We start from the raw sequence: 26,106 nt of genomic DNA, 5'->3' as shown, positions 1-26,106 counted from the left end.
GCGGCAGCCAGCGCCGCCGGAGCCTGCCTTGGAAACCGCACTTTATCTTCCCGTCAAACGCTTCCTCGAAAAGCTCGGCTTCACCGTCAAAGGCGAGGTCGGCGGCTGCGATCTTGTGGCGCTGAGTGGCGACGATCCGCCGATCGTGGTGATCGGCGAACTGAAGCTCTCCTTCAACCTGGAACTGATCCTGCAGGCAGTCGATCGCGCCAGCGCCGCCGACGAGGTCTGGCTTGCAGCTAAATTATCCGCCCGCGGCAAAGGCCGCGAAAGCGACGCGCGGTATCGCAACCTTTGCCGCCGGCTTGGCTTCGGCATGCTCGCTGTCACCAATACCGGCGATGTGGAAGTGCTCGTCAAGCCGCCGACATCAGCGCCCCGCCGCGATCCCAAAAAGCGCTCGCGGCTGATCGCGGAGCACCAGAAGCGCAAGGGCGATCCCGTCATGGGTGGATCGACGCGCGCGCCGATCATGACGGCGTACCGCCAGCAGGCGCTGGCTTGTGCCTCCGCGCTGTCAGGCGGGCCGCGGCGCGTCAGGGATTTGCGGACGGAGATTCCCGATGCCGGAAAAATCCTCTTGCATAATGTTTATGGCTGGTTCGATCGCGCCGAGCGCGGCATATACGTGCTGACTGATGCCGGCCATGCCGCGCTGAAGCGCTGGCCACAGCAGCCGCTGGATCTGGCTGCCGCCGGTAATCCCTCGCCATGATGGCAAGCACGGTGGCACCGAACCGTACAACGCTACCGGACTTGAAAGATTTTGGATGCATGGCTGTATTGTCGAGCGAAATTCATATTGCAATGCAACATTAGGGCACCTAGGTATCTCCGCAATCAAATGCGAGGCGCCTTATGAGCGAAGACTGGAACACGAAATACGGCACGCGACGCGTCCGGCGGGATCCGCCGACGCTGGAGGAGGCAATCTTCGCCGCGGTCGGGATCACCGACGATCAGCAGCAGCAGGCGGAAATCGCCGCCGCGCTGATGGGGCTGCCCTATGAGGAAGTGCTCGCTGAAGTGAAGAAGACCGGCCGCGCGCTGGCGCGATCGGCCACCCGCGTCATTACGGGCGAGCAAGGCGCGCAGCGATCGGTCGTGGTCGAGCGCCGCGTCGTCAGGCGTTTTGGCAACGACAAGCGTACCGGCACCTGAACAGCCGCGATTGCCTGAATTGCACAGAGAATTGCCCAAGGCTTTGGGCAATTCTCGAGATCGAACGTACGGATCGGCTTAAGAGGCCCCCCACTCGGACGGGGCGGTCCCGGCCATACGAAGCAGCGTTCGCCGATAAGCGCGGTTGAAAGCCACCACCGCACGCGTCGTCTTCAGCACGCTCTCGATCCAGGACGTCGCAAGTTCGGCCTGATCATACTTCGTCAGATCGATCGTGCCGGTGGATTCGCCGTGGCGGAATATAAGCTGTGCGCCGAACTTGCTGGCGAGCGCCCGCATCGCCTCGTTCTGCGCGCCGGTGGTGATCCGCAGGCTCTTATAGCCCTTGGCGCGTGCTTCCTTGATCAGCTTGCGGAACAGGATGCTGCCGACGCCGCGCCGCCGCACGGAGGTTTCGACGCTGAAGGCGATCTCGGGAAGCGAATCCGGTGACTGATCCGGCGGATGCAGCTCCGCCGCTCCGCGAACCACGCCGTTTTCAAAGAAGGCGATGATCGTCGTGCCGTCATTGGCGCATTTCTCGGCGTAGCGCTCAATGAAGCTGTCGTCCATGAAGCCATGGAAACGATCGCGGCGGCTGGTGCGGTCGAGCCGCAGCAGGTGATCGCGCAATAGCGGCAGTTCTTCCTGCTGGCTCAGCGTGCGCACGCTGCTATCGGCAAGCGCAGCCGCAATAACGGTGAGGTACATAGTCCAAAACTCCTCTGAGAAAACCCTCGAGGAGGCGTCGAATCCCTAGACCACCCATATTGTGCGGCGCAGCATCGAATTCAAGACCGGATTGCTCCGTGTACTGCCTTAAATAACAGCAACATTTCCAGCGATTTAGCTGATCCGCCATTAACCAATTGTTAAGCTTCGTCACCCGGCCCAAAGTGGGCATGGAGCTTGCTTATTTTGGATGCGCCAAGCCCAGGCAACGCACCCGGATGGTTCGTGGAGGCCCAATGTGGCTGTCGTGCTCGACACCAGATCTTGCCTTCCGGAGCGCCGGCTTGCGGTCTGGCAGGACATTGTGTGCGACACCTTCGTCGGGCTCGACTGCAAATCGGACCTGCGCGGCGCGTTTTGGGGCTCGGTGTCGCAATCCAGAATCGGACCGGTCGCGCTCACGCAGGTCGATTCCACGGCACAGCGGGTATTCCGCACGCCGTCACGAATAGCCCGCGCCAGCGAAGATTTCGTGCTGATGGCGCTGGGCAACAACGGCGTGAACGGCGTGTTCCAGGATGGCCGCGAGGCCGTCGTCTCCGCCGGACAATTCGTCATCTACGACACCACCCGCCCCTACGAGCTGCGGTTCGACGACAGCTTTTCGCAGACGATCTTCCAGATGCCGCGCAAACTGCTGCAACAGCGCGTCGGCTCGTTCGATAGTCTGACCGCGACGACGTTTGCAGGCGATCGTCCGCTCGAACGGCTGACATATGATTTCGCGCGCAATGTGAGCCAGACGATCGAACTGGTTGATCCCGCCGCCGCAACGCGCCTGCTCGACCAGGCGCTCGACCTGCTGGCGATGACGCTTGCCGACCGGCTGCATGCCCGCTTGCCGGACCAATCGGCTCACCGGTCGGCGCTGCTCTATCGCCTCAAGAACCATATCCTGACGCATCTTTCCGATCCCGAACTGTCGCTGCCGCGCGCTGCAGCCGCAGTCGGAATCTCGCCGCGTTACGCCAGCGATCTGATGGCCGCCGAACAGTCCTCGTTTCGGAGCTACGTGCAGGCGCAACGGCTGGAGCGCTGCAAGCGAGATCTTGCCGACCCCGCCTACCAGGCCCGGCACATCGGCGAGATCGCCTTCGCCTGGGGCTTCAACGACCTCGCCCATTTCAGCCGCATCTTCAAGCAGCGCTTCGGCATCTCGCCGCGCGAATGGCGCGAGCACAAATAACGCCTCCCGCCCCTCTCCTTTCCCGTCGTGCGCACGCATCTGACGCCGCCGCGCGCGCTGTCCGCCTGCCGGTTAAGACAAGTTTTCGTTCCGCCGCGGACAAGCGGCACGCGCTGCCATGGCTGTAGGCTCGGGGTCAGCGAGTGTCAGTCATCAATGCGGGAGGATGATGCGATGGGTCTGGTTCATCAGAAATACAAGGTGGCGGTGGTTCAGGCGGCGCCGGTTTTTCTCGATCTCGACGCAACCGTGGACAAGACCATCAACCTGATCGAGGAAGCTTCCGCGAAAGGCGCGAAACTGATCGCGTTTCCCGAGACCTTCATTCCCGGGTACCCGTGGCAGATCTGGCTCGGTGCGCCTGCCTGGGCGATCGGCCGCGGTTTTGTGCAGCGCTACTTTGACAACTCGCTCGCCTTCGACAGCCCACAGGCGGAAAAGATCTGCCGAGCCGTCAAGCGCGCCAAGCTAACGGCCGTGCTCGGGCTGTCCGAACGCGACGGCGGAAGCCTCTATATCGCGCAATGGCTGATCGGGCCTGACGGCGAGACCATCGCCAAGCGTCGAAAGCTGCGGCCGACCCATGCCGAACGTACCGTGTTCGGTGAAGGCGACGGCAGCGATCTCGCCGTCCACGACCGCGCCGACGTCGGACGGGTCGGTGCCTTGTGCTGCTGGGAGCATCTGCAGCCGCTGTCGAAATACGCGATGTACGCCCAGAACGAACAGGTCCATGTCGGCGCCTGGCCGAGTTTTTCGCTGTACGATCCGTTCGCGCATGCGCTCGGCCATGAGGTCAATAACGCTGCCAGCAAGGTCTATGCGGTCGAAGGCTCGTGCTTTTTTCTCGGTCCCTGCGCGGTCGTTTCGCAGGCCATGATCGACGAACTCTGCGACACCCCCGAAAAACATGCCTTCCTGCATGCCGGTGGCGGCCACGCCGTGATCTACGGGCCGGACGGCAGTTCGCTGGCCGAGAAACTTCCGCCCGACCAGGAAGGCATTCTGTACGCCGATATCGATCTCGGCATGATTGGGGTAGCGAAGAACGCCGCCGATCCGGCCGGGCATTATTCGCGGCCCGACGTCACGCGGCTGCTGCTCAACACCACGCGCGCCAACCGCGTCGAGCATTTCTCGCTTCCTGTCGATGCCGAGGTCATGAGCGAAATCAGGCTGCAGGCCTGACGCGCTTCATTTTTTCGAGAAGGAGCAGGTCCATGGAATCCGCAATCCCTGCACATCTGCAAACCGCGCGAACGCGTCACCGCCGCGTCGGTGACGATTATGCGCCGCCCTACCCGTCCTTTGTGGCGCGGCACAAGCCGAGCGTGACGCGCGTGGTGATGGCCTATTTCGGCCTCCAGACTCGCGGCGCGCCCTCGACCACCGCAGAGCAGGCGCTGATTCGGCTTGCATCGGAGTTCGCCGCCGCGGACGGCCCAACGCACTGGGACCGCGCGCGCTATGTCGACGAGGCCGGCTTCACCAACGTCGTCACGGTCGCCTATTGGGACAACCGGCAAAAATTCGATCGCTGGTTTCCGGTCGTGCGCGAGCGCTGGACCGGCGAGCAACGGACCAACGACGGATTCGGTACCTTCATCGAGGCGCTTTACCCATCCGTCGAGGGCTATGAGACGCTGTTCTCTTCGCTCGGAAGGCCAGAAGGCGTCGCCGTTCTCGCCGACGGCATGAGCGGCGAGGTTTTGGAGCACGCTTATTGGGGCGGCATGCGCGACCGCATCCCGTTGTCCCAAACCAGCGAGATGGCGCCCTCAGGTTCCGCGCGAGCCATTCGCGAGGGCGCGCGCATCCGGATCATCCCGCATGACAATATCTGCCTGATCCGCTCGGGCCAGGATTGGGGCGATACCGAAGCCACCGAGCGCAAGATGTACCTCGGCGATGTCGAGCCGGTGCTGCGCAAAGGCATGGATTTCCTCCGCGACCAGGGACGTTCAATCGGCTGCTACGCCAACCGTTACATGACGGTCTTAGGCCCCGACGGCGCAACGGCCGAAAAGTCCTACGGCATGAGCTGGTGGAAGAGCCTGTCGGCGCTGGAGCGCTGGGCTGAATCGCATCCGACCCATGTCAGGATTTTCGGCGCTGCCATGAAGTACCTGTCGACCCTGGGACCGGCCGCAAAACTACGGCTGTACCACGAGGTCACCGTCGCCCGCGCCGACGAACAGCTTTTCGAATATGTGGATTGTCACCCGCAAACCGGAATGCTGAACGCCGTGCAGACGGTGGAGACGGCCTGACGCTACAGCACCATCTGGGTTTGCGTAACGACCGCGACCAGCTTGCCGTCCTCGGTCTCCAGCCGCGTCTGCCAGACTTGGGTGCGGCGCCCCCGATGCACGGGCGTTGCGGTGGCAATCACCGTAGACCCTTCCTTGGCGCCGCCGATAAAATTGGTCTTGCTCTCGATCGTGGTGGTGCCCTTGGCATCCTCGGGCAGATTGATGAAGGTCGCGGCAGCGCCGACCGAATCTGCAAGGGCCATGATCGCGCCGCCGTGAATCGTATTCCGCAGCGTGCAGAGGTCCGGCCGCACCAGCATCCTGGCGACCACCCGATCCATTCCGGCTTCGGTGAAGGTTACCCCCTTCAGTTCCGCAAACGGCATCTTCATCGACTGGATCTTTTCGAGCGGCGTCATGCGTCCTCCGGCTTTTCTTTGAAGTGATTTCCTGAACAGAATGGAGGCCGCCGGTAATTCAGGCAATGACCTCCGAGGTAATGGCGGCCGTGACATGGCGCGCGAAATTCGGCATACCGTCGGCATGCGCCAGTTCCCGCCCCGCCGGATCATCTGTCTGACCGAGGAGACCGTGGAGACGCTGTACCTGCTCGGCGAGCAGGACCGCATCGTCGGCGTCTCCGGCTATGCGGTGCGGCCGCCGGGCGTCCGTCGCGAGAAGCCGCGGGTCTCGGCCTTCATATCGGCGGACATTCCAAAGATTCTGGCGCTTGAGCCCGACCTCGTGCTCGCCTTTTCCGATCTGCAGGCAAACATCGTTGCCGACCTCGTGCGCACGGGCGTCGCCGTCCATGTCTTCAACCAGCGCGACATTGCGGGCATCCTCGCGATGATCCGGACGCTGGGGGCTATGGTCGGTGCGGCGGAGCGCGCGGATCAACTCGCGTGCGGCTTTGAAGAGCGCCTCGCGCGGATCGCCGCGACGCCCCGGCCCGCACCGAAGCCCAAAGTCTATTTCGAGGAGTGGGACGATCCGCTGATCTCCGGCATCGGCTGGGTTTCCGAAGTGATCGAGATCGCCGGCGGCGAGGACGCGCTGCCGAAGCTGCGGTTTCAGCAGGCCGCCAAGGACCGGATCATTTCGTCGGATACGGTGCGTGACGCCGCGCCCGACGTGATCCTCGCGTCCTGGTGCGGCAAGAAAGTCGTGCCCGACCGCATCCGGCAGCGTCCAGGCTGGGGCGAGATTCCTGCCGTGCGCAACAACCGCATTGTCGAAATCAAGTCGACCATCATCCTTCAGCCGGGACCGGCGGCGCTGACGGATGGGTTGGATGCGATTGTGAAGGCGTTGTGGGGGTGACCGGCAATCTAGCCGTCGTTCCTGCGAACGCAGGGACCCATACGCCGCGGCCTGTCAATGTGGCGATGTGGAAGTTACTTCCTGCTGCCAAGAGCGCCGATGGTTATGGTTCCCTGCGTTCGCAGGGACGACATCGAACTTCGTGGCTCAGTTTAAGCCTTCTCCACATCGCACCATTCCGCGATGAACAGCGCGGTTGCTTTGGTCGACTTTCGCAACGAGTCCAGCTCGACATATTCGTTGAAGCCGTGCATCGCGGCGCCCTTCGCACCGAAGCAGAGGCTCGGGATGTTGTAATTCAACCCGTAGAACCGGGTATCGGTCAGCGCGGTGAACGCGCGATCCGGCACCACGCCGCCATAGACGGCGCCGAACGCTTTTGCGAAGGCGGCTTCCGGCTCAGCCGAGTTCGTCAGCTCATAACCCTCCGACAAAAAGCCCGACCATTCGACCTGCGGCGGATTGTTGGAGAGGAATCGGTGATCGTGCGCCGCCGCCGACACGCAGGCCAAAATCTCCTTCTGGCATTCGGCGATCGACCAGCCCGGCAGGACTGCGATGCGGCAATCGACGTCGCACCAGGCCGGCACACTGGAGGCCCAGTCGCCGCCCTTGATGATGCCGGGGTTGAAGTTGAGCGGATGGGCGACCGCCTTGAAATGGCGGTCCGCCCTGGCGCGCTCGTTCCAGTCGGCCTCGAGCTTCTGCAGCGCGTGGATCAAATGATACGCCGCCATGATCGCGTTGGCGCCGGCGCCGGCCTCGAACACATGCACCGGAAAGCCGCGCACCTTCAGGCGAAACCAGATCACGCCGACCTGCGAGCGCACCATGGTCTCGCCCGTCGGCTCCGGGATGAAGCAGGCGTCCGCGCGATAACCGCGCTGCAAGGTCGAGAGCGCGCCGACGCCGGTCGACTCTTCCTCGATCACGGATTGAAAATGGATGCGCGCCGTTGGCCTTAGCCCAGCGGCCTTGATCGCATCCAGCGCATAGAGTGCGCCGATGGTGCCGGATTTCATGTCGCAGGCGCCGCGGCCGTACATCTTGCCGTCCTTGATGGCGGGCGAGAACGGCGGCGTTTCCCACATGTCGAGGGGACCTGCCGGCACCACGTCGCAATGGCCCTGCAGGATCAGCGATTTGCCGGCATTGTTCGCGGGACGGTACGTACCCACCACCGTGCGCGCCTTGGAAAAATCATGCTCGATCGGGCCGAAGCCGCGCAGATCCTTCAAATCCTCGACGTCGATATGCCAATCGTCGACCTCGTAGCCACGCTGGCGCAGGAGATCGCCGATCATGTCCTGGCACGGTCCTTCGGCGCCACGGGTCGAGGGGATCGCAACGAAATCCTTCGTCGTCGCCAGTTGCGCATCAAAGCCGGCGTCGACGGCGTCGAGGATTCTTTGTTGCGTATCGGTCGTCATGCGGCAGCTCCAGTAAAGGAATTCCAGAAAGTCGGGAGTGCGCACCCTACCCCGATCTCAGCCGCCGGCGTAATGCGCAAAATGCGCATCCCGCAATGCATCTTCGAGCAGGCGGCCTTCTGAATAGCCGTTCAGCGAGGCCGGCCGCTCGACGCCGTCGAGAAGCCGCGGACAGGGTTCCGGCCGGCCCAGCACCGTGCGCACCGGAATACGCTCGGCATAAACAGGCAGTTCATAGTCTTCCTCGTCGTCGGCGACACCCTTCGACCTGATCTTGGCGGACGCCTGCTCGATTTCCATCGCGATCACCGATGTCGCCTTGATCTCCTGCGCCGTGCTTTGCCTTAACGTCGCGGTTCGATCGGGAAAGAACCGGTCGACCATGGCGACGAGCGCGCGCTCCTTCTCCACCGGATCGGTGATGAGATAGGCGATGCCGAAGGCCATCACGGCGCGGTAATCCGCCGAATGGTTGAAGCCGCAGCGGGCCAGCACCAGGCTATCGAGATGCGCAACCGTGAGGCAGACCCTCTCGCCCTCGGACTGGTTTCGCAGCATGCGGCTGGCGCTGCTGCCATGCCAGTACAGCTTGCTCCCTTCCCGCCAGAAGAATGTCGGCGTGCAATAGGGCTGGCCGTCGATCACGTAGGAGACGTGGCACAGCATCGAGGCGTCGAGCAGGCCGTGCACGGTGGCGTGGTCGTAGAAGCCGCGATCATGACGGCGCTTCACCTGGTTGCGCGGCGATAACGGATATACGTCGGCGGTCACGGCTTCGGTCACGGCAGCTCCTGTTGGATCGGTGAGCGGTCGTTGAGAGTTGTACCGGCCAATTTGGTCTGCGATAGTGCCAATTCGATGCGAAAAATTCCGACCAATTCTCCGCCGGCGCGACGCAAGGCCGAGCTCGCGCTCGATCTCTCCGGCCCTCACGTGACGCCGGGCGCTTCGGCCCCGCACCGGCTCTATCAGGCGCTGTGCCACGCCATCACGGGCGGAATTGCAAAGCCCGGCGAGCCGCTGCCGCCGTCGCGCACGCTTGCGAAGCAGACCGGCTTCCGCCGCAACGCCGTCACGTCAGCCTATGAGCGCCTGATCGCGGACGGTTTTGCGGTAGCCACCGTCGGATCCGGCACTTTCGTCGCCGCGCGTATTCCCGCCCGCGTCCATGACGCTCGCAGGACGAAGATCGCGATCGACCCGCCGCAACAAGGCCCGCTGGCGCTCGGCTGCACGCACATCGACGAACGGGCGCTGCAGCGCTTCAGGTCGTTTGCCGGCCGGCGCATGCGCGCGTTCGGCACCGAGCACCTTCAATACGGCGACCCCAGGGGCAGCCGCGAACTCCGCGCCGCGATCGCCGATCACTTGTTGTCGGCGCGTGGGCTGCGCTGCGATCCCGACCAGATCATGCTGACGTCGGGAACGCAGCATAGCTTACGGATCGTGCTGGGCGCGATCCTGAAATCCGGCGATCAGATCTGGTGCGAAGACCCCGGCTATCCCGCCGCACGAAGGGCGATCGAGCATTGCGGCCTGCGCCCCATCTCGGTGCCGGTCGACGCCTCCGGCATGATCATAGCCAGGGGCCGCGCGCTCGGGCCCGCCGCCGGCGCGGCCTACGTCACACCGTCGCACCAGTTTCCGCTCGGCGTGCAGATGTCGATGGCGCGGCGGCTCGAACTGCTCGACTGGGCAAGGGATGCCGGCGCCTTCGTGATTGAAGACGACTATGACAGCGAATTTCGATATGACGGCGCGCCGCTGCTGTCGCTCGCCGGCATCGATCATCTCTCGCGCGTCATCTACATGGGCACGTTTGCAAAGACATTGTTCCCTGGATTGCGCATCGGTTACTGCGCGCTGCCCGAGCGGCTCGTCGGGCCGGTGACGACAGCCCGTGCCGCGCTCGACCGCTTTCCCGGCACGCTGCTCGAAGGCGCCGTCGCAGACATGCTGAATTCCGGCGCGTTCGCGGCCAACCTGCGCCGGGTGCGCGGGATCTATCGCGAAGCGCGGGACGTGCTGGCTTCGACCCTGTCGACCACGTCGAATGGAGCGCTATCGGTGCCGGTGCCCTCGCAGGGCCTGCATCTGGTCGCGCGGTTCGATCCCTCGACCGATCCGCTGGTTGCCGCACAGGCAAAGGCCGAGGCCGGCGTCGCAGGTTGGCTGCTGGCGGAAACTTATTTCCGCGCACGCCCGCTTGCCGGCTTCGTCCTCGGCTTTGCCGGCCACAAGCTGCCACAACTGATCGCGTCGGCCGAGCGACTCGCGAAATCATCGCTGGCCGCCTTGCAGGCAAATGGCAGGCCGAACAACGCTGGAACTGGCAAGGTCAAACGGCTGAAGGCCGTGACGTGACCACTCGCGCCGGCCGGCACTCTATCAGAATCGCGGCTGCGTCACTAAGCTCGATAATCAAAATCAACTTCACGAACGGAAATACCCAATGCCCGGCCATCGCAACGTCTCGTATCTCGTCATCGGTGCATTGATCGCAGGCGTGGTCGGCCATGCAACGACGGCCCTCGCCCAGACGGTCTCGCGCGAGCAGGATATTGTCGACCTCAGGCTCGGCCAGCGCGTCCTCGTCGATGATGGATCGTGTCCGACGGGACAAATCAAGGAAGTCCAGGGCTCGCAAATGACGACTTCAGGCGTGCTCCGCACCCGCAAGTGCATTCCGCGGCTGGGGACGAAGAAGCGCTAGCGGCGATCGCACCGGCCTAGAACATGCCGTTGGTGTTGGCGGCCTTCTCGGGAATTTCCTGCACGACATCCCAGTGCTCGACGATCTTGCCGTTCTCCAGCCTGAAAATGTCGACGATGGCGCGGCCGCGCGTGCCTTTCTCGCGCACGCTATGGACGTGGACGATCACGTAGTCGCCATCGGCAAAAGCGCGCTTGATCTCGCTGCGGGAGTCCGGAAATTTCTCGCGCAGGAAACCGAGGAAGGCCTTGAAGCCCTCGATGCCATCCGGCGCCGTCGGATTGTGCTGAATGTAATGCGGCCCGAAAAACTTCGCCGCGGCATCAAAATCCTTCCGATTGAGAGCCGCATCGTAAAATTCGAGCACGGACTTCTTGTTGGCTTCCTGTGTCGTAGCGTCGGCGGCGACCGCCGGAGATATGGCCAGCGACAATAGGCCGATCAGGCCGACAAAAAGAGATTTCATGACAACTCCCTTGTGCAATCGGTCTCGATACGGAGCCCAACCTACCAGCTTCCGTGTCGACCGACGACCCCGCGCCACAGCGCATCGCGTTCGCGCGCTGGTGTGCCAGGAAGTCGCCGAGCGAATAGCTCTGAGCAGCTATTACGCGGTAGAATTTAAGGGGCGGAAAGTATTTGCGAGCCGCGCTTACTGGTTCGTCGCCGGCTCGAACATGCATTGCAGCGTCGGCTTGGCGATCTTGGTGAAGGTCGGGCCGATCTCGGATCGCTTCGACGCCGGCACCCACGCGGTCTCGATCGTCGGCACCCCGGTCTCGCTGATGCCGCGCAGCAGCGCTTCGCGCAGGTCGGCATCTTCCACGGTCGCGGCGGCGTAGTCGTGCAGGCAGCCGCAAACCCTTTCGGGATGCGCCCAGCGTCCGACCATGTGGGGCGCGCAGAGCCGCACGAATTCGCCGCGCGGATCAGGCAGCTTGAACAGGGAACGGAACGAGGTCTGCGGCGGCTGAAACTGGACTTGAGCCTGCGCCGCGCCGCTGAGAAGAAGAGACGCAAAGATTACAGCAGAACAGATGCGTACGAACATACCGAGCCTTTATCGGCGATCTCGTTGCAAAGGATCCGCTACGCTCAGTTGGCCGCCACGACCATCGGAGCCGCAACCGGCGAACCGTTATAGGCGAAGGTGCCAATCCCCGGCAGGCCTTGATCCGAAGAACCAGCCATCGAGGGACCAGCCAGGATGAAGACCAAGGCGAGGATGAAGCTGATGGTCCGCATCTGACTGTCTCCGGTTATCAGTGGCTGGCGGTGCCTGCCGTCTCGTTGGCCACCTAATAAGTCTCGGCTGTTTCCAGACATCTGCGCCAAAAACGAAAAATGGTTTCGTCGCGCAGGAGAATTGTTTCGTCGGCCCTGTCGGACGAAACAATAGCGGGAAAAATCCAATGAATTCAGCCGGGACGCTCGTATTTGAGATGCTCAGGCGGAACTCCGCAAGCTGGCCATTGCGGCCACTTTGGCCTCCGTCCAATGGACGAGAACCGCCTCGCTCGCTGGCAGATCGGATGAACCGAAGCTTCGATTCGTCCGACTCAGCGAATGCCACGCAACCTTCCGCGTGCCTGTGCGTTGTGAGCCTTCCTCAACAAAGGACAGTAGTCGTGGGCAATGGCAACAGTGCACCCCCGACCCGCAAACCCGGCCAGCCGGTGGGTGAAAATTTGTCTGGAAGTGAAAATTGGTCTGGAAGTGAAAATTGGTCTGGAAGTAACGGCTCCGAACAGCGGATCAATCCTTCCTCGAAGACAGAGCGCCACGGAAAAGCCTCAGAGCATCCTGTGAGCCTTTGTGGCGCGATGTCACAACAAGGCGGCGAATTTCGCGGCAATGTCTCTGCGCCGCAGAAATTCGTGCATCTGGTCGGCTGCCGCGACCGCAAGGTCGGGCCCGGCCTGGAGGCCCGCCAATATTCCAATCCGCTCAAGCGGTAAGCTTGATACCCTCATCCCGGATCCGATCTCGGATCCGGGCGGTATCGGACTTACTGGATGAATTCACCGCATTTCTGAACCGCGGCCTCAGTGGCACCCCAGGGCATGATCGGCACTGAGGAGGTGGAGTTTTTGGGTGAACCTTCGATCAGCTTGTCCGAATAGACCATGTAGACCAGTACATTGCGTTTGGCGTCGCAGCCGCGAACGATCTGCATCTTCTTAAAGAACAGCGAGCGGCGCTGGCGGAACATATCGTCGCCCTGCTCCAGGCTGTGCTTGAACTTGATGGGGCCGATCTGGCGGCACGCCAGCGAGATATCCGAGACTTCCTCGGCAAGGCCAAGCCAGCCCTTGAAGCCGCCCTTTTCCGGCACCGTGAAGTGACAGGCCACCCCCTCGACCTCGGGGTCGTCGACCGCGTAGGTCGCAAGCTTATCGTTGGGGCTCAGCCACTTGAATACGGTCGAGCGGCGAAAGATCAGGTCGGGCTCATCGGCGGCCGACGCCGGGCCCGCGTGCCACAATGTCAGCGCCAACACCACCAAGGCCACGCTTCTCCACTTCCTGTCGCACTTAACGATGGCCTTGGATGTCATTGATATCTCCGCTGAAGGGCTCGCCGCCTATGTAGTGCCAGAAAGTGGAACAGGAAGGCCGCAGCGGATTTGAAGGCCGCAGTACCGCCTTATGGATGGCGTCTGATCAAGCAGGCGCGGTTTAACGGAATGTGAGGCTTTTTTGCTACGATCGGGGCGAAAAGCGCTGGAATTAGAAGGCTTACGCTGGTGAACGCTTTTCGCCTTTGCGACAACAAACGAATAGGCAAGACAGTGGATTCGAGTACCCGGATTTGAGGATTATGCGCGTGAGCGGGCATCGGTTTTTCAGTGCGAGTACTGCGGGCGCGACGATTTCGAAGCAGCGATTTTGGCAGATTGCGATGTTGACCGCGGCAGGCATCGTCGTCGCCGCTCCCCAAGCCGACGCCGCGGCCCTGTTCTACTGGCAGGATTCCGATCCGGGCTATTACCGGCCCTTGCCGCCGATGCAGCCGCGCAAACCGAAGGTACGGCGACCGTCAGCAAAGACCGAGGCGGTCATCAAGGAGACCAACGCCAAACCGCAGGGGCCGTTGATTATCGCGGTCTCGATCGAGCAGCAGAAGGTCCGCGTCTACGACGCCAACGGGTTGTTTGCCGAAAGCCCGGTGTCGACGGGCATGAAGGGTCATTCGACCCCAATGGGCGTATTCAGCGTCATCCAGAAGCACAAGATGCACCGCTCCAACATCTACAGCGGCGCGCCGATGCCTTACATGCAGCGCATCACCTGGTCGGGGATTGCGCTGCATGCCGGCGTGCTGCCGGGCTATCCGGCGTCGCATGGCTGCATTCGCATGCCAACGGCCTTTGCCATAAAGATGTGGAACTGGACCCGGATGGGTGCGCGCGTCATCATCACGCCCGGCCAGATCACGCCTGCCAGTTTCTCGCACCCGTTGCTGGTGGCGCAGAAAGTCGTCCCGCAGCCGCTCATCGCCGACGATCCCACGACAGATGCGCCCGCGGTGAAGGGCGACAAGGGCGCGGACGCAGGCCATGCGGAGCCAAGCCTCGAACTCCGATCGACCGTCGGCCACGCGGCGCCGCTGCGCGAACAGACCCACACGGCGGATGCCGGCAGCGCTCTGCCGACGAGCGCCGTCGTGACCATGTCCGACGCAACGCCTGTCAGTGATACATCGAGCGCGGAGGCAAAGGCGGACGCGCCGAAATCCGAACCAGCTATCTCGGCAGCCGGTGAGCCCACGAAGGCGATCGCTGATACACCGGCTGCGTCGGTTGTTGCGCCTGAGGTCAAGAAGGATACCGCGCGTCTGCCCGGCGCGGACAAGGGTCCCAGGGCCGAACCGCCCAGGCGTCCGGGCCAGATCGCGGTGTTTGTCAGCCGCAAAGATTCCAAGCTGTACGTCCGCGAGAGCTTCAAGCCGCAGTTCGATTTGCCGGTGACGATTGCGCCGAGCGACCGGCCGCTTGGCACCCATGTGTTCACCGTCGCGGCTGACAAGAACGATCCCAACCTGTTGCGCTGGTCGGTGGTCTCGCTGCCGGTCGCGGCCCGCAACGCTGCGCGGATCGATAACACCGACCCTGCTGCGCGGCGCGGCAGGATGCCCGGCGCAGCGCCCGCCGAGGCAAAGCTGCTGCTGGCGGCGAACAGTCCGGCCGAGGCGCTGGACCGCATCGCCGTCGCTCCCGAGGCGATTGCGCGGATCGCCGAGATGCTGACCACCGGCAGCTCGATCGTGGTGTCCGATCACGGCATCAACACGGGCGGCGAAACCGGCGAAGGCACCGACTTCATCGTCCCGCTGCGCATGGTCCAGCCATAACGGCTTGTTGAGGGGCGGAGGCCCGCGCATCGCGCTATGCTTCGGTCGCTAAACCGCAGCCCGAGGCTTTTCATGATGGACCGCAGGAGCGTGATGACCGCGGCGCTAGTCGCGATCGCAGGCATGGCCTCGAGCAGGAAATCTCTGGCGCAGGCCGCCATGAGTCGAATCACGGCTTACGCGTTTTCGTTTCCGGGATTGGCCGGCGGCGACATCAGACTTTCCGAATTTGCCGGCCGGCCGATCCTGATCGTCAACACCGCTTCGCTCTGCGGCTTCACCCCGCAATATGGCGGCCTGCAGGAATTGTGGACCGAGTTCGGTGGCCGCGGCCTGATGATCGTCGGCGTTCCCTCCAATGATTTCGGCGGCCAGGAGCCGGGCGGCGCGACCGAAATCACTGCGACGGCGCAGAACCACCATGTCACGTTTCCGATCGCCGCGAAGGCCGTCGTCAAGGGACCGAACGCGCATCCATTCTACAGGTGGGCGGCAGAGGCGCGACCGAAGGATGTTCCACGATGGAACTTCCACAAATACCTGATCGGCCGCGACGGCTATATCGCCGATGTCTTTCCGGAATCCATCGAACCCGTAGATACACGGGTCAAAACTGCGATCGCTCGGGCATTGGCCGCTTCCTGAATTAACCGGCTCGGGGACAAATCCGCTGCGTCGCAACGGTTGCATTGGCGCGCGTGCTCCAACTAGGCTACTGTGCGTCGGGGGATGGAGACAGACCGGACGACGGCGGCGCCACCGACCGGGTGCGGGATTCTAATTTGGGGAAAACAGGATGCGTATTGGGGCGGGGGTGATCTTTGCAGGCGCGGTTTCGCTGTTGGCATCAAGCGCGGCGTGGTCGCAGGTTCCACCCGCCAAAGGCGTGGCCGCGCCTCAGGGAGCGGCAGCACCAGTTCCCGCTCCGCCACCAGCGCCCGTCTCGACCCGTCCGCCTTGCAACAATCCGAACGCGCTCGGCATCGGCCGCACGGTCGAGATCGACACGACCGGCGGTCCCGGCTTCGGCTTCGAGCATTTCAAGGAGCTCGACTTCCTTCGCGACAAGGAAGTGGTGCTGACCTTCGACGACGGCCCGTGGCCGGTGAATACGCCTGCGGTCCTGAAGACGCTCGCGGAGGAATGCACCACCGGCATCTTCTTCCCGATCGGCAAGCACGCCACCTACTATCCCGAAATCCTCAGGCAGGTGATGGCGGCCGGCCATTCGATCGGATCGCACACCTGGTCGCATGCCGCCCTCGTCAACAAGAAGCTGAACGAGCAGCAGCGCAAGGACGAAATCGAAAAAGGCTTCAGCGCCGTGAAATGGGCACTCGGCGGCAAGGCGCCAGCGCCGTTCTTCCGCTTCCCCGCGCTGCAGCACCCGCCGGAGATGGTCACCTATCTTGGCGAACGCAACATTGGGATCTTCTCCTGCGACCTCGATTCCTTCGACTTCAAGGCGAGCAAGGCGCAGACGATCATCGACACCGTGATGCGCAAGGTCGAGAAAAACGGCAAAGGCATCATCCTGATGCACGACTTCCAGAAGCACACCGCCGAAGCCCTGCCCGAGCTACTGAAGAAGCTGAAGGCTGGCGGTTACAAGGTGGTGGCGATGCGCGCCAAGACGCCGGTGCAGACCATCGCGCAGTATGACGAGGACATCGTCAAGGATCTGAAGCTGCCGACCGTGAGCTCGCGCCCGGTTTCCAGCGTCGTCCAGACGATCTCGGAATAGTAGCGGCGCGACGCGGGCCCGTGCCGGCGCTGCGCATCGAAGGCTATGTCATAGTTTCCGCGGACGGCATGCTGGCGGACGCGCGCAACGTCATGCCGGACGAATTGAAGTTCGAGGGCGACAAGGCGTTTTTTACCGCCGCCCTCGACCGCGCCGACCTGATCCTGCACGGCCGCAATTCCTATGAGGACCAGCCGAACTCGCCGCGGCGCAAGCGGGTCATCCTGACGCGCAAAGTCGATGCCATCGCGCCCGACCCGTCCAATCCGAAAGCTACGCTGTGGAATCCCGCGGGCGCTTCGTTCGAAGCTGCCTACCATCATGCAGGCGTGGATACCGGCACCGTCGCGGTGATCGGCGGCCCCGGCGTGTTCGGCATGTTCATGGACCGCTACGACGTGTTCTGGCTCTCGCAAGCGCCGCATGTCCGGCTACCCGGTGGCGAACCCTGCTTCCCCGGCGTCCCCGCCCGTTCGCCGCAGGAAATCCTCGCCGCGCACGGACTGCGCGCCGGCGGGCCGCAGATGCTCGATGCAGCGCACGAGGTGACCGTCACGCCGTGGCGGCGCGGCGCATAGGGCGTCATCCTTTCGTCCAATCAATCTCGCCGCAAGCCAACCCGTGGCCAGAGATCGCTTGACAGCGCGCGGGCGCGGTTCCAACCTGAAAAGAAAAAAGAAAAACACACGTCATCATCGGGAGGACCACGACATGTTGAGGCGCGCTTCAACCATGCTTGCAGCGGTGACTCTTGGGTTCGTCACTGCTTTGACCGGGCCGGTTCAGGCCCAAACCACCGAAAAGCCGCTAGTGCTGAAGGGTCAATCGACCCACCCCGCATCCTCGAACTTCCATCTCATCTTCAAGCTTTGGGCCGAGACCGTCGAAAAGATGACGGCCGGACGCCTCAAGATCGAGACGCTGCCGGCGGGAGCGATCGTGCCGCCGTTCGAGGTATTCGACGCCACGTCCAAGAACGTTCTCGATGTAGGCATGGGGCCGTTCGGCTACATCCTCGGCCGCAACACCGCGACGATACCGATGTCGCATGGTCCGCTGTTCGGTATGGACGGCTCGGACTACTGGGCCTGGTACTATGACGGCGGCGGCATGAAGCTGCTCGACGAGTTCTATCGCGACGTCCTCAAGCTCAACGTCGTCGGCTTCCCGATCCCGACCGATTACCCGCAGGGAATGGGCTGGTTCAAGAAGGAGATCAACAGCCTCAGCGATCTCAAGGGCCTGAAGTACCGGATCTACGGCATCGGTGCGGAAACCTACGGCAGGCTCGGCGTGTCGGTCGTCACCATTCCCGGCGGCGAAATCGTGCCCGCCATGGAGCGCGGCGTGATCGAGGGCGCCGAGTGGATCAACTGCGAGGAAGACAAGAAGCTCGGCCTGCATCAGGTGGCCAAGCACTACTACACGCCGGGCATGCACGAGCCCGTCACCGGCGGCCAGTTGATGATCAACGGTGACGTCTGGAAAAAGCTCACGCCTGACCTGCAGGAGATCATCAAGGTGGCGAGCGTCTATGCCACGACGCAACGTAACTTCGCCTTCAATCGCGAGACGGCGCATGCTTGCCAGGACCTGATCAAGGCGGGCGTTCAGATGCATCGCACGCCCGACGATGTCTTGAAGAACTTCCTCGACGAGTGGGAGAAGATCCAGGCGGAGCACGCGGCAAAGAACCCCTTCTACAGGAAGGTCATCGATAGCCAGAAGGCCTATGCCGAACAGATCGTGCCGTTCAAGCTGTCGTGGTTCCCGCCGTACAATTTCGCCGGCGAGTACTACTGGAAGAGCAAGATCTACCTGACCAAGAAGTGATCTCTCCGTAGTAGCGGAGCTGCTGGCGTCCGAACCGCCGGACGCCAGCATTGCCTGAAGAGGAGCGATCATGTCCGCGGACCCCAGCAGTGCTTCGGTCGCCAGCAATCCGGGCGGCGAATTCCCGCATGCTTTTTACTCGATCATACGGGCGATTGACCGCTTCACCGACGTGACCGGCAAACTCATCGCCATGTCGATGTTGTTTCTGGTGGTGACGATCTCCTACGAGGTCGTCATGCGCTACGGGTTCGGCGCGCCAACCGTTTGGGTCTACGAATCCAGCTTCATGGTCAACGGCGCGGCCTTCATGCTCGGATCGGGATACGCGCTGCTGAAGGGCGCGCATGTTCGTACCGACATCTATTGGGAGAATTACTCGGAGCGGAAGAAGGGCATCGTCGACCTGATCTCTTATCTGTTGTTTTTCTATCCGGCCATGATCACGTTCATGCTGATCAGCTATGACGATGCCTTGCACTCCTATGACACTGGCGAACGGTCGCAGGAAAGCGTGTGGCGCGCGATCATGTGGCCCTTCCGGGCCACGATCCCGCTGGCGGCCCTTCTTCTCATGATCCAGGGCGTGTCCGAGGTCCTGAAGTGCTGGTACCAGGTCCAGTTCGGGCGCGAGTTCGAGCACAAGGAAAAGATCGAAATATGACGGGACTCGAACTCCTCGGAATTGTCATGCTCGTGGTGATGCTGGGGGCGATCTTCATCGGCTTGCCGATCAGCTTCACGCTGCTGTTCCTGGCGCTGTCGTTCGGCTACGTCGGCATGGGCGAGCGCGTCTTCAACCTCGCCTACCTGCAGACCATCGGCCTGATGAAGCAGGACGAACTCGTTGCGGTGCCGATGTTCATCCTGATGGGGTTCGTCTGCGACCAGGCCGGACTGATGGAACGGCTGTTCAAAGCGTTCCGCGACCTGTTTGCGCCGCTCAATGGCGCGCTCTACGTGGTCGTCATTCTCACGGCGACGCTGTTCGGGATCGCCGCGGGGACTGTCGGCGCAACCGTCGCGCTGCTCGGCATCATGGCTGGGCCGATGATGATCCGCGCGGGCTACGATGTGCGCATGTCGGCCGGCTCCATTGCCGCCGGCGGCACGCTCGGCATCTTGATCCCGCCGTCGGTGATGCTGGTTGTGATGGCGCCCGTACTCGATATCTCGATCATCGATCTCTATGCGGCGGCGTTCGGTCCCGGCTTCCTGCTGTCCGCGATGTTCATCGCCTATACCTTGATCCGCTGTTACTTCAATCCGAAGCTCGGCCCGCCGGTGCCGGTCGAGGAGCGGCCCGATTCGGTGCGGATCGTGCTATGGGAGTGCCTGGTCGGTCTGGTGCCGGTGACCATCCTGACGATCCTGACCCTCGGCGCCATCCTCGCCGGTATCACGACCGCCGCGGAAGCAGCGGCGTTCGGCGCGCTGGGGGCGATCCTCCTCGTCATTGCCTACGGCCGGTTCACATGGCGCGGGCTGCTGGATGCCTGCTATGCCACGCTGGCGACGACCAGCATGGTGCTGTTGCTTGCCGTCGCCTCCAACGTATTCGGCGCCGTCTTCGCATGGCTCGGTACGGCGACCTGGATGACCAACGCCCTGCTCGCTTCGCCGCTGCCGCCTTGGGGCACGATGTCCCTGCTCCTGACCCTGATATTCCTGCTCGGCTGGCCGTTCGAATGGCCGGCTATCGTCTTCATCTTCATGCCGATGCTCGCGCCGGTGGCCAAGGGCCTCGGCTACGACATGGTCTGGTTCGGCTGCATCGTCGCGGTCGTGTTGCAGACGGCGTTCCTCTCTCCCCCCGTTGCCATGTCGGCCTATTATCTCAAGCAGGTGGTCAAGGAATGGAACCTGCGGCTGATCTACCGCGGCATGGCCGACTTCATGGTGCTGCAGGTCGCTTGCGTGGCCCTGGTGCTGATCTTCCCGGCAATCGCGATGTGGTTCCCGCAATGGCTGCAGGCGCGCAGGATAGCAGCACGCACCGCGCAGATCGAACACGTCGCGCCGCCACCGAGCGCGACGCTGCTGGACGGTTCACGCGTTGTGGTCCGGAATTTCTGACCGCGGTTTAGATGTCCCCGTAGGCCGGCTCGTTCGGCCGCGGACCCTTGCCGTAGCCCGCGATCATGAACAGCGCGCCGATGATCGACAGGTTCTTCAGAGCCTCGATCAACGTCTTGGCATTTTCGGGCGCCGGCTGATTCCAGAAATCGTGGAAATAGAAGGTCGTGGCGAGCACGAAGAAGATCAGGAGGATCGCGAAGAAGCGCGCGGCGAAATTGACCGCGATCATCAGGCCGGCGAGGATCTCAAAACCGCCGACGCCGACCGCCAGCAATTGCGGCATCGGCATGCCCGCCATGGTTTCGAGCTGCGAGGTATAGGGCGCAAGCAGCGCCGGAATCGTTACCTTGGATGCGATGAAGTCTGCCGTCTGCTGTATCGCGAAAAGCTTGGTCGCTCCCGTGTACATGAAGAGCACGGCGAACAGGACTCGCCCGAAGGTAACTAACGCTGGCATGGGATCGGCCTCACTGAATGGCATGCAAAGATAGCAGGCGGCGCGAAACGATTATGGGCGTTTCGTCTCCGCTTTTCAAACGCTCAAATCGAAGCCATCCGCGCAGCAGCCTGCGCGGTGCCCTCAACCAGACATTCCTATAGAAGCAGAACCAAGGCGCTTTCTTGATCATCGTGGCTTTGCGCAAAAGCCGGCCCCCGGACTTGGTCCAGAGCCGGCTTCGGTTCACGCGAAGAAAGCGCGTCAGAACAAAAGGCTAAATCCCGATTTTGATTCAATCTGAACCGGGCTCTACCCGAACAAGGTTGGCTGCTGGCGGCCAGCGCGCTCTTGGGCTTCGACGGCGGCGACCGCCGTCATGTTGAGGATGCCGCGCGCCGTCACCCCCGGGGTGAGGATGTGCGCCGGGCGGGCCGGGCCGATCAGGATCGGACCAACGGGAAGCGCATCCGCCAGCGTCTTGATCATCTGGTAGGCGACGTTGGCGGTGTCGAGGTTCGGCATGATCAGGATGTTGGCATCGCCTTCCAGGTTGGAATGCGGCAGCACGAGTTTTCGCGCGGCAGCCGAGAGCGCGGTATCGCCCTGCATCTCGCCATCGGCCTCGAGCTCCGGATGCTTTTCCTTCAACAGCGTGGTGGCACGGCGCATCTTGCGCGAGGATTCCGTATCATAGCTGCCGAAGTCGGAATGTGACACGAAGGCGACGCGTGGCTTCATGTTGAACCGCTGGACGTGGGTTGCCGCCAGCGACGCCACCTCCGCTAGCTCCTCGGCGCTCGGATTCGGACGCACCTGGGTATCGGCAATGAAATAGGACCCCTTGCTGGTGATCATCATCGCCAGCGCCGCGAAATCGCTGACGCCGGGCAGGAAGCCGATGATCTCGCGAACATGGCGCAGATGGCTCATATAGCGGCCTTCGACGCCGCAGATCATGGCGTCAGCCTCGCCGCGCACCACTGCCAGCGCGGCAATCACGGTGTTGTTGGTGCGAACCACCGTGCGCGCAGCTTCGGGCGTGACGCCGCGCCTGCCAGCCACGTCGATATAGGTCTGCACGTAGGAGCGGTAGCGCGGATCGTCTTCCGGGTTGACGAGGTCAAAATCCTGCCCGGCCTTGATCGAGAGGCCGAACCGCTTGATCCTGGCTTCGACCACGGAAGGCCGCCCCACCAGGATCGGTCGCGCCAGATTTTCTTCCAGCACGACCTGCGTCGCGCGCAGCACGCGCTGGTCCTCGCCCTCGGCATAGATCACGCGAACCGGCTGGGTCTTGGCCTTGGCGAACACCGGCTTCATGACGAGACCGGAGCGGAAGGCGAAGCGTTCCAAGAGCGCGGTATATTCCTCGAAATTCGTGATCGGACGCGTCGCCACGCCGGATTCCATCGCGGCTCGCGCCACTGCCGGCGCGATGCGCAGGATCAGCCGCGGATCGAACGGGCTCGGGATCAGCGAGCCCGGCCCAAAACCTTGCGTCTCGCCGCTGTCAAAGCCCTGCGCCACCGCATCCGACGGCGGATCGCGCGCGAGCTGCGCGATGGCGTCGACGGCGGCATGTTTCATTTCCTCGTTGATTCCGGTGGCGCCGACGTCGAGTGCCCCGCGGAAGATGAACGGAAAGCAGAGGACGTTGTTCACCTGGTTCGGGAAGTCGGAACGCCCGGTGCAGATCATCGCGTCGGGGCGCGCCTTCCGGGCTTCGTCCGGCATGATCTCCGGGGTCGGATTGGCCAGCGCCATCACAAGCGGCTGGTCCGCCATCGACTTGACCATGTCTGATGTCAACACGTTGGGCGCGGACAAACCTAAGAAAATATCCGCGCCGCCGATCACGTCCGCCAGCACCCGCGCACTCGTTTTTTGCGCATAGACCGCCTTCCAGCGGTCCATCAGTGTGTTGCGCCCCTCATGCACGACGCCGTCGATGTCGCAGACCCAGATGTTCTTGCGCTGTGCGCCCATCGACACCAACAGATTGAGGCACGCGATCGCCGCGGCGCCGGCGCCGGAGCAGACGATCTTCACATCGGGCAATTTCTTGCCGTTCAACAACAACCCGTTGACGATGGCGGCTCCCACAATGATGGCCGTGCCGTGCTGGTCGTCGTGGAACACCGGGATCTTCATGCGCTCCTTGAGCTGCGCCTCGATCTCAAAACATTCCGGTCCCTTGATGTCCTCGAGATTGATGCCGCCGAAAGTCGGCTCCAGCGCCGCGACCGTCTCGACCACGCGCTCGATGGTATCGGCGGCAATCTCGATGTCGAACACATCGATCCCGGCGAATTTCTTGAACAGGACCGCCTTGCCTTCCATCACGGGCTTGGATGCCAAGGGACCGATGTTGCCGAGCCCCAACACCGCGGTACCGTTGGAGACCACGGCGACCAGATTGGCGCGGGAGGTCAGCGACGCCGCTTCGGCCGGATTGTTGGCGATTTCGGTGCAGGCCGCCGCCACGCCCGGCGAATAGGCCAGCGCGAGGTCGCGCTGGTTGGCAAGCGGCTTGGTCGCCTGGATCTCGAGTTTACCGGGCCGCGGCAACTGGTGATAAGCCAGCGCCGCAGAACGCAGATCTTCAGAATAGGACGACATGTAGGCTCCCGCGTTTCCGGTCCCGAACTCTTGCTCTTATTGATACTTCCAGATCAGGGTCAGTTTTCCGGCAAAATGAGGGGGATGTGAAGCACGGGCGACCACTTGGATGCAACATCGGAGAACGCTGCCGTCAACAGGGGCTCATCGACGAAGCGCGGCAAATTCGGTAGCATATTCGTCTCCCTACCCCATCCCCCTGGCCGACAATATGGCAAATTTGCCTCCTGCAACGTCGGCGTCCGGAGCACAACTAATGGTAAAGATATTGCTGGGTCTGGTCGCCGCGGTCGTGATCGCGGTGGGAGGCTTCTTCGGCTTCGAGTACTAAACCCAGCATCGAATCAAGGGCGAGGTCGAGGCTGCGTTCGAGCAGATCAGAGCCAGCGGCGGCAAGGCCAGTCACGGCCAGGTATCGTTCGACCTGAAGAGCCGCACGCTCCGAATTGACGATATCGCGACTGAATCGGCAACGCAGCCGCCGGTGCGCGTGAAGGTTGCCAGCATCACAGCCTCCGGCGTCGGTCAGCCGGATACGGCACGTTTCTCGGCCGATGCGATCGAGGCGATCGACCTCGAAATCAATGCCAGCATGCCGACAGGGGCAGATTGGCAAGTCACCTACAAGGTGCCGCGGATCGCGGCGAAGGATTTTTCCGGTCCGGCAGGCCTGCCGCGGCCACCGGCGTCCTCGTCGACGATAGACCTGTATCGATTGCTTATCGAACAGTTTGGTGCACTCACCGCCTCCTCGATCACGGCACCCAGTGTTGCCGGCACCATGAACTCCGGAAACCCGGCGCTGGGGAAGGGAGAATTCGCCTATTCCAACCTTACGCTGCGCGACATGAAGGCCGGCAAGATCGCCGCCGTCACTCTCGACCGAATGACATTCACAGCGACCACGCAACCGAAGGGCAAGCCCGAGAAGGTGACCGGAGACCTGGCCAATCTCGCTGCGCAGGACGTCGATACGCTAGCCGCCGCAGCCATCCTCGATCCGCAGCGCACCAATGACGACCAATACTACCGCGTCTACCGGCAGATTAGCACCGGCGCCTATACGATCACCTCAGGACAAGGTCCGGCGGTGCGTATCGAGGGACTGACGGCCGACGATATCGGGGCGCGGCCCTCGCGGCTGCAGTTGGCTGCGCTGCTGGCAACGATACCGTCCGGCACGGCCCAGCCCACGCCAGCGCAGGCGCGCGAAATGATGGAACGGGCAGCCAAAATCTACGAGGGCATGCGGATCGGAAACGCCGAGATACGCGGCCTTTCGATGGATATGCCGGAGGGCGGCTTCAAGCTCGCGTCGATGCGCTTCAGTCTGGAGAACGGAAAGACCGGCGAGTTTGCGGTCGAGGGTTTTGACGGCCGCACGCCCCAGGGCCCCGTCAAGCTCAGCCGCTTCGCCCTCAAAAGCGTGGATATCGCCGGCTTGTTGCGCTTGAGCGCGCAGTTCTCGAACCCGGCGCAACCGCCATCGCCCGACCTAGCGCTCGGCATGATCGCTCTGCTCGAGGGCGCCGAGCTCAAAGGCTTCACAGCGCCCTACAAGAACACCGGCCGGCCGATCAACGTCGACCTCATCAGCCTCGATTGGGGACAGTTCGTCGGACCTGTTCCGAGCAAGGCACGGCTGATCGCGAAGATGTCCGGCCCCCTCGACACGACGGATCCCGGCCAGCGAATGCTGATTGCCACGGGCCTCGACAAGTTGGCGCTCGATCTCGATCTCGGCACGGTGTGGACCGAAGCATCACGCTCATTCGTGCTGGAGCCGGCAACGGTCGAGCTTGGCGGCATGCTGAAAGCGTCGGCAAGAATTTCGCTCGCCAACGTGCCGCGCGAGGTTTTCTCGATCAATCCGCTTCAGGCAGCCGCCATGGCGACGCAAATCGAGGCCGGCGGAATCGAGCTCACGGTGCGCGATCTCGGTGCCGTTGATCGCGCGGTCGCCCATTATGCCCGGATGCAGAACATCAGCCGCGACGCGGCGCGGCAGGCGATCGTCAAGGACGTTAGGGACAGCGGCGCCCAAACGGCGGCCAGCAATCCCGATGCAGAGGCGGTGGTGGATTCGCTGGCGCGATTCATCGAGACGCCGGGAACAACGCTCACGATCAAGCTCACACCACTCGGCAAGGTGCCGGTGATGCAGCTATTCGAGCTACTTCAGACCGATCCGCTCGTTGCCTTAGCGCAGTTCCGGCTAGAGGCAACGACGGCGCTCTGAGCC

At 62.7% G+C, this 26,106-nt stretch carries 28 protein-coding genes; 17 read left to right on the top strand and 11 right to left on the bottom strand.

All coding sequences use genetic code 11. From position 1 onward, the window contains the following. Positions 1-28 precede the first annotated feature (28 nt). Positions 29-715 carry a DUF2161 domain-containing phosphodiesterase gene (locus V1290_RS34970; protein WP_334368585.1) on the top strand — a complete coding sequence of 229 codons (687 nt, stop codon included), beginning with the start codon at positions 29-31 and terminating at the stop codon, positions 713-715. A gap of 143 nt (positions 716-858) precedes the next feature. Beyond that, the gene (locus tag V1290_RS34965) at positions 859-1,161 is read left to right on the top strand and encodes a hypothetical protein (protein ID WP_057846498.1); all 303 of its coding nucleotides are present in this window, start codon (positions 859-861) and stop codon (positions 1,159-1,161) included. A gap of 78 nt (positions 1,162-1,239) precedes the next feature. Here the strand turns inward: V1290_RS34965 and V1290_RS34960 are convergent, their stop codons facing one another. Further along, positions 1,240-1,872 carry a GNAT family N-acetyltransferase gene (locus V1290_RS34960; RefSeq protein WP_334368583.1) on the bottom strand — a complete coding sequence of 211 codons (633 nt, stop codon included), beginning with the start codon at positions 1,870-1,872 and terminating at the stop codon, positions 1,240-1,242. A gap of 259 nt (positions 1,873-2,131) precedes the next feature. Between V1290_RS34960 and V1290_RS34955 the strand changes: the two genes are divergently transcribed. From V1290_RS34955 to V1290_RS34945, 3 genes are all read left to right on the top strand, one after another. Then, positions 2,132-3,079: a helix-turn-helix domain-containing protein gene (locus V1290_RS34955; protein WP_334368582.1), complete on the top strand. Its 948-nt coding sequence runs from the start codon at positions 2,132-2,134 to the stop codon at positions 3,077-3,079. Positions 3,080-3,253: 174 nt separating this feature from the next. Next, on the top strand, positions 3,254-4,267 hold the full coding sequence (locus tag V1290_RS34950) for a carbon-nitrogen hydrolase family protein (protein WP_334368580.1): 1,014 nt from the start codon (positions 3,254-3,256) through the stop codon (positions 4,265-4,267). 32 nt (positions 4,268-4,299) lie between these two features. Further along, positions 4,300-5,349 (top strand): phenylacetaldoxime dehydratase family protein, encoded by a 1,050-nt coding sequence (locus tag V1290_RS34945; protein WP_334368578.1) that lies wholly within the window; start codon positions 4,300-4,302, stop codon positions 5,347-5,349. Positions 5,350-5,351: 2 nt separating this feature from the next. On the opposite strand, the gene V1290_RS34940 is transcribed toward V1290_RS34945, so the two are convergent. After that, entirely contained in the window at positions 5,352-5,750 is a 399-nt protein-coding gene (locus V1290_RS34940) for a PaaI family thioesterase (protein ID WP_028346401.1), read from the bottom strand. Positions 5,751-5,874: 124 nt separating this feature from the next. On the opposite strand from V1290_RS34940, the gene V1290_RS34935 reads away from it, so the two are divergent. Beyond that, complete coding sequence (locus V1290_RS34935) at positions 5,875-6,654, top strand: cobalamin-binding protein (RefSeq protein ID WP_334369273.1); 780 nt, start codon at positions 5,875-5,877, stop codon at positions 6,652-6,654. Between the two features lie 152 nt (positions 6,655-6,806). Here V1290_RS34935 and V1290_RS34930 read toward each other — a convergent pair whose 3' ends face one another. Both V1290_RS34930 and V1290_RS34925 read right to left on the bottom strand, forming a co-directional pair. Further along, positions 6,807-8,084, bottom strand: a complete 1,278-nt coding sequence (locus V1290_RS34930; RefSeq protein ID WP_334368575.1) for an ArgE/DapE family deacylase — start codon at positions 8,082-8,084, stop codon at positions 6,807-6,809. A 57-nt stretch (positions 8,085-8,141) separates the two neighbouring features. Then, positions 8,142-8,867: a pyridoxamine 5'-phosphate oxidase family protein gene (locus tag V1290_RS34925; RefSeq protein ID WP_334368574.1), complete on the bottom strand. Its 726-nt coding sequence runs from the start codon at positions 8,865-8,867 to the stop codon at positions 8,142-8,144. A gap of 75 nt (positions 8,868-8,942) precedes the next feature. Here V1290_RS34925 and pdxR point away from each other — a divergent pair, with 75 nt between their 5' ends. Next, positions 8,943-10,448: a MocR-like pyridoxine biosynthesis transcription factor PdxR gene (gene pdxR, locus V1290_RS34920; protein WP_334369272.1), complete on the top strand. Its 1,506-nt coding sequence runs from the start codon at positions 8,943-8,945 to the stop codon at positions 10,446-10,448. Between the two features lie 88 nt (positions 10,449-10,536). Beyond that, positions 10,537-10,797 carry a DUF6719 family protein gene (locus tag V1290_RS34915; protein ID WP_334368573.1) on the top strand — a complete coding sequence of 87 codons (261 nt, stop codon included), beginning with the start codon at positions 10,537-10,539 and terminating at the stop codon, positions 10,795-10,797. 16 nt (positions 10,798-10,813) lie between these two features. Here V1290_RS34915 and V1290_RS34910 read toward each other — a convergent pair whose 3' ends face one another. The 3 genes from V1290_RS34910 to V1290_RS34900 form a co-directional block, all read right to left on the bottom strand. Continuing rightward, positions 10,814-11,263, bottom strand: a complete 450-nt coding sequence (locus V1290_RS34910; protein WP_334368572.1) for a nuclear transport factor 2 family protein — start codon at positions 11,261-11,263, stop codon at positions 10,814-10,816. 186 nt (positions 11,264-11,449) lie between these two features. Next, the gene (locus V1290_RS34905) at positions 11,450-11,848 is read right to left on the bottom strand and encodes a hypothetical protein (protein WP_334368570.1); all 399 of its coding nucleotides are present in this window, start codon (positions 11,846-11,848) and stop codon (positions 11,450-11,452) included. A 44-nt stretch (positions 11,849-11,892) separates the two neighbouring features. After that, on the bottom strand, positions 11,893-12,042 hold the full coding sequence (locus V1290_RS34900; protein WP_334368569.1) for a hypothetical protein: 150 nt from the start codon (positions 12,040-12,042) through the stop codon (positions 11,893-11,895). A gap of 383 nt (positions 12,043-12,425) precedes the next feature. Here V1290_RS34900 and V1290_RS34895 point away from each other — a divergent pair, with 383 nt between their 5' ends. After that, positions 12,426-12,755 (top strand): hypothetical protein, encoded by a 330-nt coding sequence (locus tag V1290_RS34895; protein ID WP_334368568.1) that lies wholly within the window; start codon positions 12,426-12,428, stop codon positions 12,753-12,755. Positions 12,756-12,805: 50 nt separating this feature from the next. Here V1290_RS34895 and V1290_RS34890 read toward each other — a convergent pair whose 3' ends face one another. Beyond that, complete coding sequence (locus V1290_RS34890) at positions 12,806-13,354, bottom strand: CreA family protein (RefSeq protein ID WP_334368567.1); 549 nt, start codon at positions 13,352-13,354, stop codon at positions 12,806-12,808. 344 nt (positions 13,355-13,698) lie between these two features. On the opposite strand from V1290_RS34890, the gene V1290_RS34885 reads away from it, so the two are divergent. The 7 genes from V1290_RS34885 to V1290_RS34855 all read left to right on the top strand — a co-directional run bounded on the left by V1290_RS34885 (position 13,699) and on the right by V1290_RS34855 (position 20,803). Continuing rightward, complete coding sequence (locus V1290_RS34885; protein WP_334368566.1) at positions 13,699-15,150, top strand: L,D-transpeptidase; 1,452 nt, start codon at positions 13,699-13,701, stop codon at positions 15,148-15,150. A gap of 72 nt (positions 15,151-15,222) precedes the next feature. Further along, positions 15,223-15,795 carry a glutathione peroxidase gene (locus V1290_RS34880; protein WP_334368565.1) on the top strand — a complete coding sequence of 191 codons (573 nt, stop codon included), beginning with the start codon at positions 15,223-15,225 and terminating at the stop codon, positions 15,793-15,795. Positions 15,796-15,946: 151 nt separating this feature from the next. Further along, positions 15,947-16,894, top strand: a complete 948-nt coding sequence (locus tag V1290_RS34875) for a polysaccharide deacetylase family protein (RefSeq protein WP_334368564.1) — start codon at positions 15,947-15,949, stop codon at positions 16,892-16,894. 68 nt (positions 16,895-16,962) lie between these two features. Next, positions 16,963-17,472, top strand: coding sequence for a dihydrofolate reductase (locus V1290_RS34870; protein WP_334369270.1), 510 nt, complete (start codon positions 16,963-16,965; stop codon positions 17,470-17,472). 133 nt (positions 17,473-17,605) lie between these two features. Continuing rightward, on the top strand, positions 17,606-18,727 hold the full coding sequence (locus V1290_RS34865; RefSeq protein WP_334368563.1) for a TRAP transporter substrate-binding protein: 1,122 nt from the start codon (positions 17,606-17,608) through the stop codon (positions 18,725-18,727). Between the two features lie 70 nt (positions 18,728-18,797). Then, complete coding sequence (locus V1290_RS34860; protein WP_334368562.1) at positions 18,798-19,391, top strand: TRAP transporter small permease subunit; 594 nt, start codon at positions 18,798-18,800, stop codon at positions 19,389-19,391. Next, entirely contained in the window at positions 19,388-20,803 is a 1,416-nt protein-coding gene (locus tag V1290_RS34855; protein ID WP_334368561.1) for a TRAP transporter large permease, read from the top strand. The genes V1290_RS34860 and V1290_RS34855 overlap by 4 nt, the downstream gene beginning before the upstream one ends. A 7-nt stretch (positions 20,804-20,810) precedes the next feature. Here V1290_RS34855 and V1290_RS34850 read toward each other — a convergent pair whose 3' ends face one another. From V1290_RS34850 to V1290_RS34840, 3 genes are all read right to left on the bottom strand, one after another. Further along, complete coding sequence (locus tag V1290_RS34850) at positions 20,811-21,263, bottom strand: DoxX family protein (protein ID WP_334368560.1); 453 nt, start codon at positions 21,261-21,263, stop codon at positions 20,811-20,813. 291 nt (positions 21,264-21,554) lie between these two features. Continuing rightward, positions 21,555-23,864, bottom strand: a complete 2,310-nt coding sequence (locus tag V1290_RS34845; RefSeq protein ID WP_334368559.1) for an NADP-dependent malic enzyme — start codon at positions 23,862-23,864, stop codon at positions 21,555-21,557. A 253-nt stretch (positions 23,865-24,117) separates the two neighbouring features. After that, complete coding sequence (locus V1290_RS34840; RefSeq protein ID WP_334368557.1) at positions 24,118-24,270, bottom strand: hypothetical protein; 153 nt, start codon at positions 24,268-24,270, stop codon at positions 24,118-24,120. A gap of 78 nt (positions 24,271-24,348) precedes the next feature. Between V1290_RS34840 and V1290_RS34835 the strand changes: the two genes are divergently transcribed. After that, positions 24,349-26,103 (top strand): hypothetical protein, encoded by a 1,755-nt coding sequence (locus V1290_RS34835; protein WP_334368556.1) that lies wholly within the window; start codon positions 24,349-24,351, stop codon positions 26,101-26,103. Positions 26,104-26,106: the final 3 nt, after the last annotated feature.

Source organism: Bradyrhizobium sp. AZCC 1578 (assembly GCF_036924675.1).
GTDB lineage: Bacteria > Pseudomonadota > Alphaproteobacteria > Rhizobiales > Xanthobacteraceae > Bradyrhizobium.
This window is presented reverse-complemented; position numbering and strand designations above follow the sequence as displayed.

Excerpts from the sequence above, each read along its gene's own strand:
- V1290_RS34965 (WP_057846498.1), top strand. The coding sequence starts at position 859 with ATGAGCGAAGACTGGAACACGAAATACGGCACGCGACGCGTCCGGCGG.
- V1290_RS34960 (WP_334368583.1), bottom strand. The coding sequence starts at position 1,872 with ATGTACCTCACCGTTATTGCGGCTGCGCTTGCCGATAGCAGCGTGCGC.
- V1290_RS34950 (WP_334368580.1), top strand. The coding sequence starts at position 3,254 with ATGGGTCTGGTTCATCAGAAATACAAGGTGGCGGTGGTTCAGGCGGCG.
- V1290_RS34945 (WP_334368578.1), top strand. The coding sequence starts at position 4,300 with ATGGAATCCGCAATCCCTGCACATCTGCAAACCGCGCGAACGCGTCAC.
- V1290_RS34940 (WP_028346401.1), bottom strand. The coding sequence starts at position 5,750 with ATGACGCCGCTCGAAAAGATCCAGTCGATGAAGATGCCGTTTGCGGAA.
- V1290_RS34935 (WP_334369273.1), top strand. The coding sequence starts at position 5,875 with ATGCGCCAGTTCCCGCCCCGCCGGATCATCTGTCTGACCGAGGAGACC.
- V1290_RS34930 (WP_334368575.1), bottom strand. The coding sequence starts at position 8,084 with ATGACGACCGATACGCAACAAAGAATCCTCGACGCCGTCGACGCCGGC.
- pdxR (WP_334369272.1), top strand. The coding sequence starts at position 8,943 with ATGCGAAAAATTCCGACCAATTCTCCGCCGGCGCGACGCAAGGCCGAG.
- V1290_RS34915 (WP_334368573.1), top strand. The coding sequence starts at position 10,537 with ATGCCCGGCCATCGCAACGTCTCGTATCTCGTCATCGGTGCATTGATC.
- V1290_RS34910 (WP_334368572.1), bottom strand. The coding sequence starts at position 11,263 with ATGAAATCTCTTTTTGTCGGCCTGATCGGCCTATTGTCGCTGGCCATA.
- V1290_RS34905 (WP_334368570.1), bottom strand. The coding sequence starts at position 11,848 with ATGTTCGTACGCATCTGTTCTGCTGTAATCTTTGCGTCTCTTCTTCTC.
- V1290_RS34900 (WP_334368569.1), bottom strand. The coding sequence starts at position 12,042 with ATGCGGACCATCAGCTTCATCCTCGCCTTGGTCTTCATCCTGGCTGGT.
- V1290_RS34890 (WP_334368567.1), bottom strand. The coding sequence starts at position 13,354 with ATGACATCCAAGGCCATCGTTAAGTGCGACAGGAAGTGGAGAAGCGTG.
- V1290_RS34885 (WP_334368566.1), top strand. The coding sequence starts at position 13,699 with ATGTTGACCGCGGCAGGCATCGTCGTCGCCGCTCCCCAAGCCGACGCC.
- V1290_RS34880 (WP_334368565.1), top strand. The coding sequence starts at position 15,223 with ATGATGGACCGCAGGAGCGTGATGACCGCGGCGCTAGTCGCGATCGCA.
- V1290_RS34875 (WP_334368564.1), top strand. The coding sequence starts at position 15,947 with ATGCGTATTGGGGCGGGGGTGATCTTTGCAGGCGCGGTTTCGCTGTTG.
- V1290_RS34870 (WP_334369270.1), top strand. The coding sequence starts at position 16,963 with ATGCTGGCGGACGCGCGCAACGTCATGCCGGACGAATTGAAGTTCGAG.
- V1290_RS34865 (WP_334368563.1), top strand. The coding sequence starts at position 17,606 with ATGTTGAGGCGCGCTTCAACCATGCTTGCAGCGGTGACTCTTGGGTTC.
- V1290_RS34860 (WP_334368562.1), top strand. The coding sequence starts at position 18,798 with ATGTCCGCGGACCCCAGCAGTGCTTCGGTCGCCAGCAATCCGGGCGGC.
- V1290_RS34855 (WP_334368561.1), top strand. The coding sequence starts at position 19,388 with ATGACGGGACTCGAACTCCTCGGAATTGTCATGCTCGTGGTGATGCTG.
- V1290_RS34850 (WP_334368560.1), bottom strand. The coding sequence starts at position 21,263 with ATGCCAGCGTTAGTTACCTTCGGGCGAGTCCTGTTCGCCGTGCTCTTC.
- V1290_RS34845 (WP_334368559.1), bottom strand. The coding sequence starts at position 23,864 with ATGTCGTCCTATTCTGAAGATCTGCGTTCTGCGGCGCTGGCTTATCAC.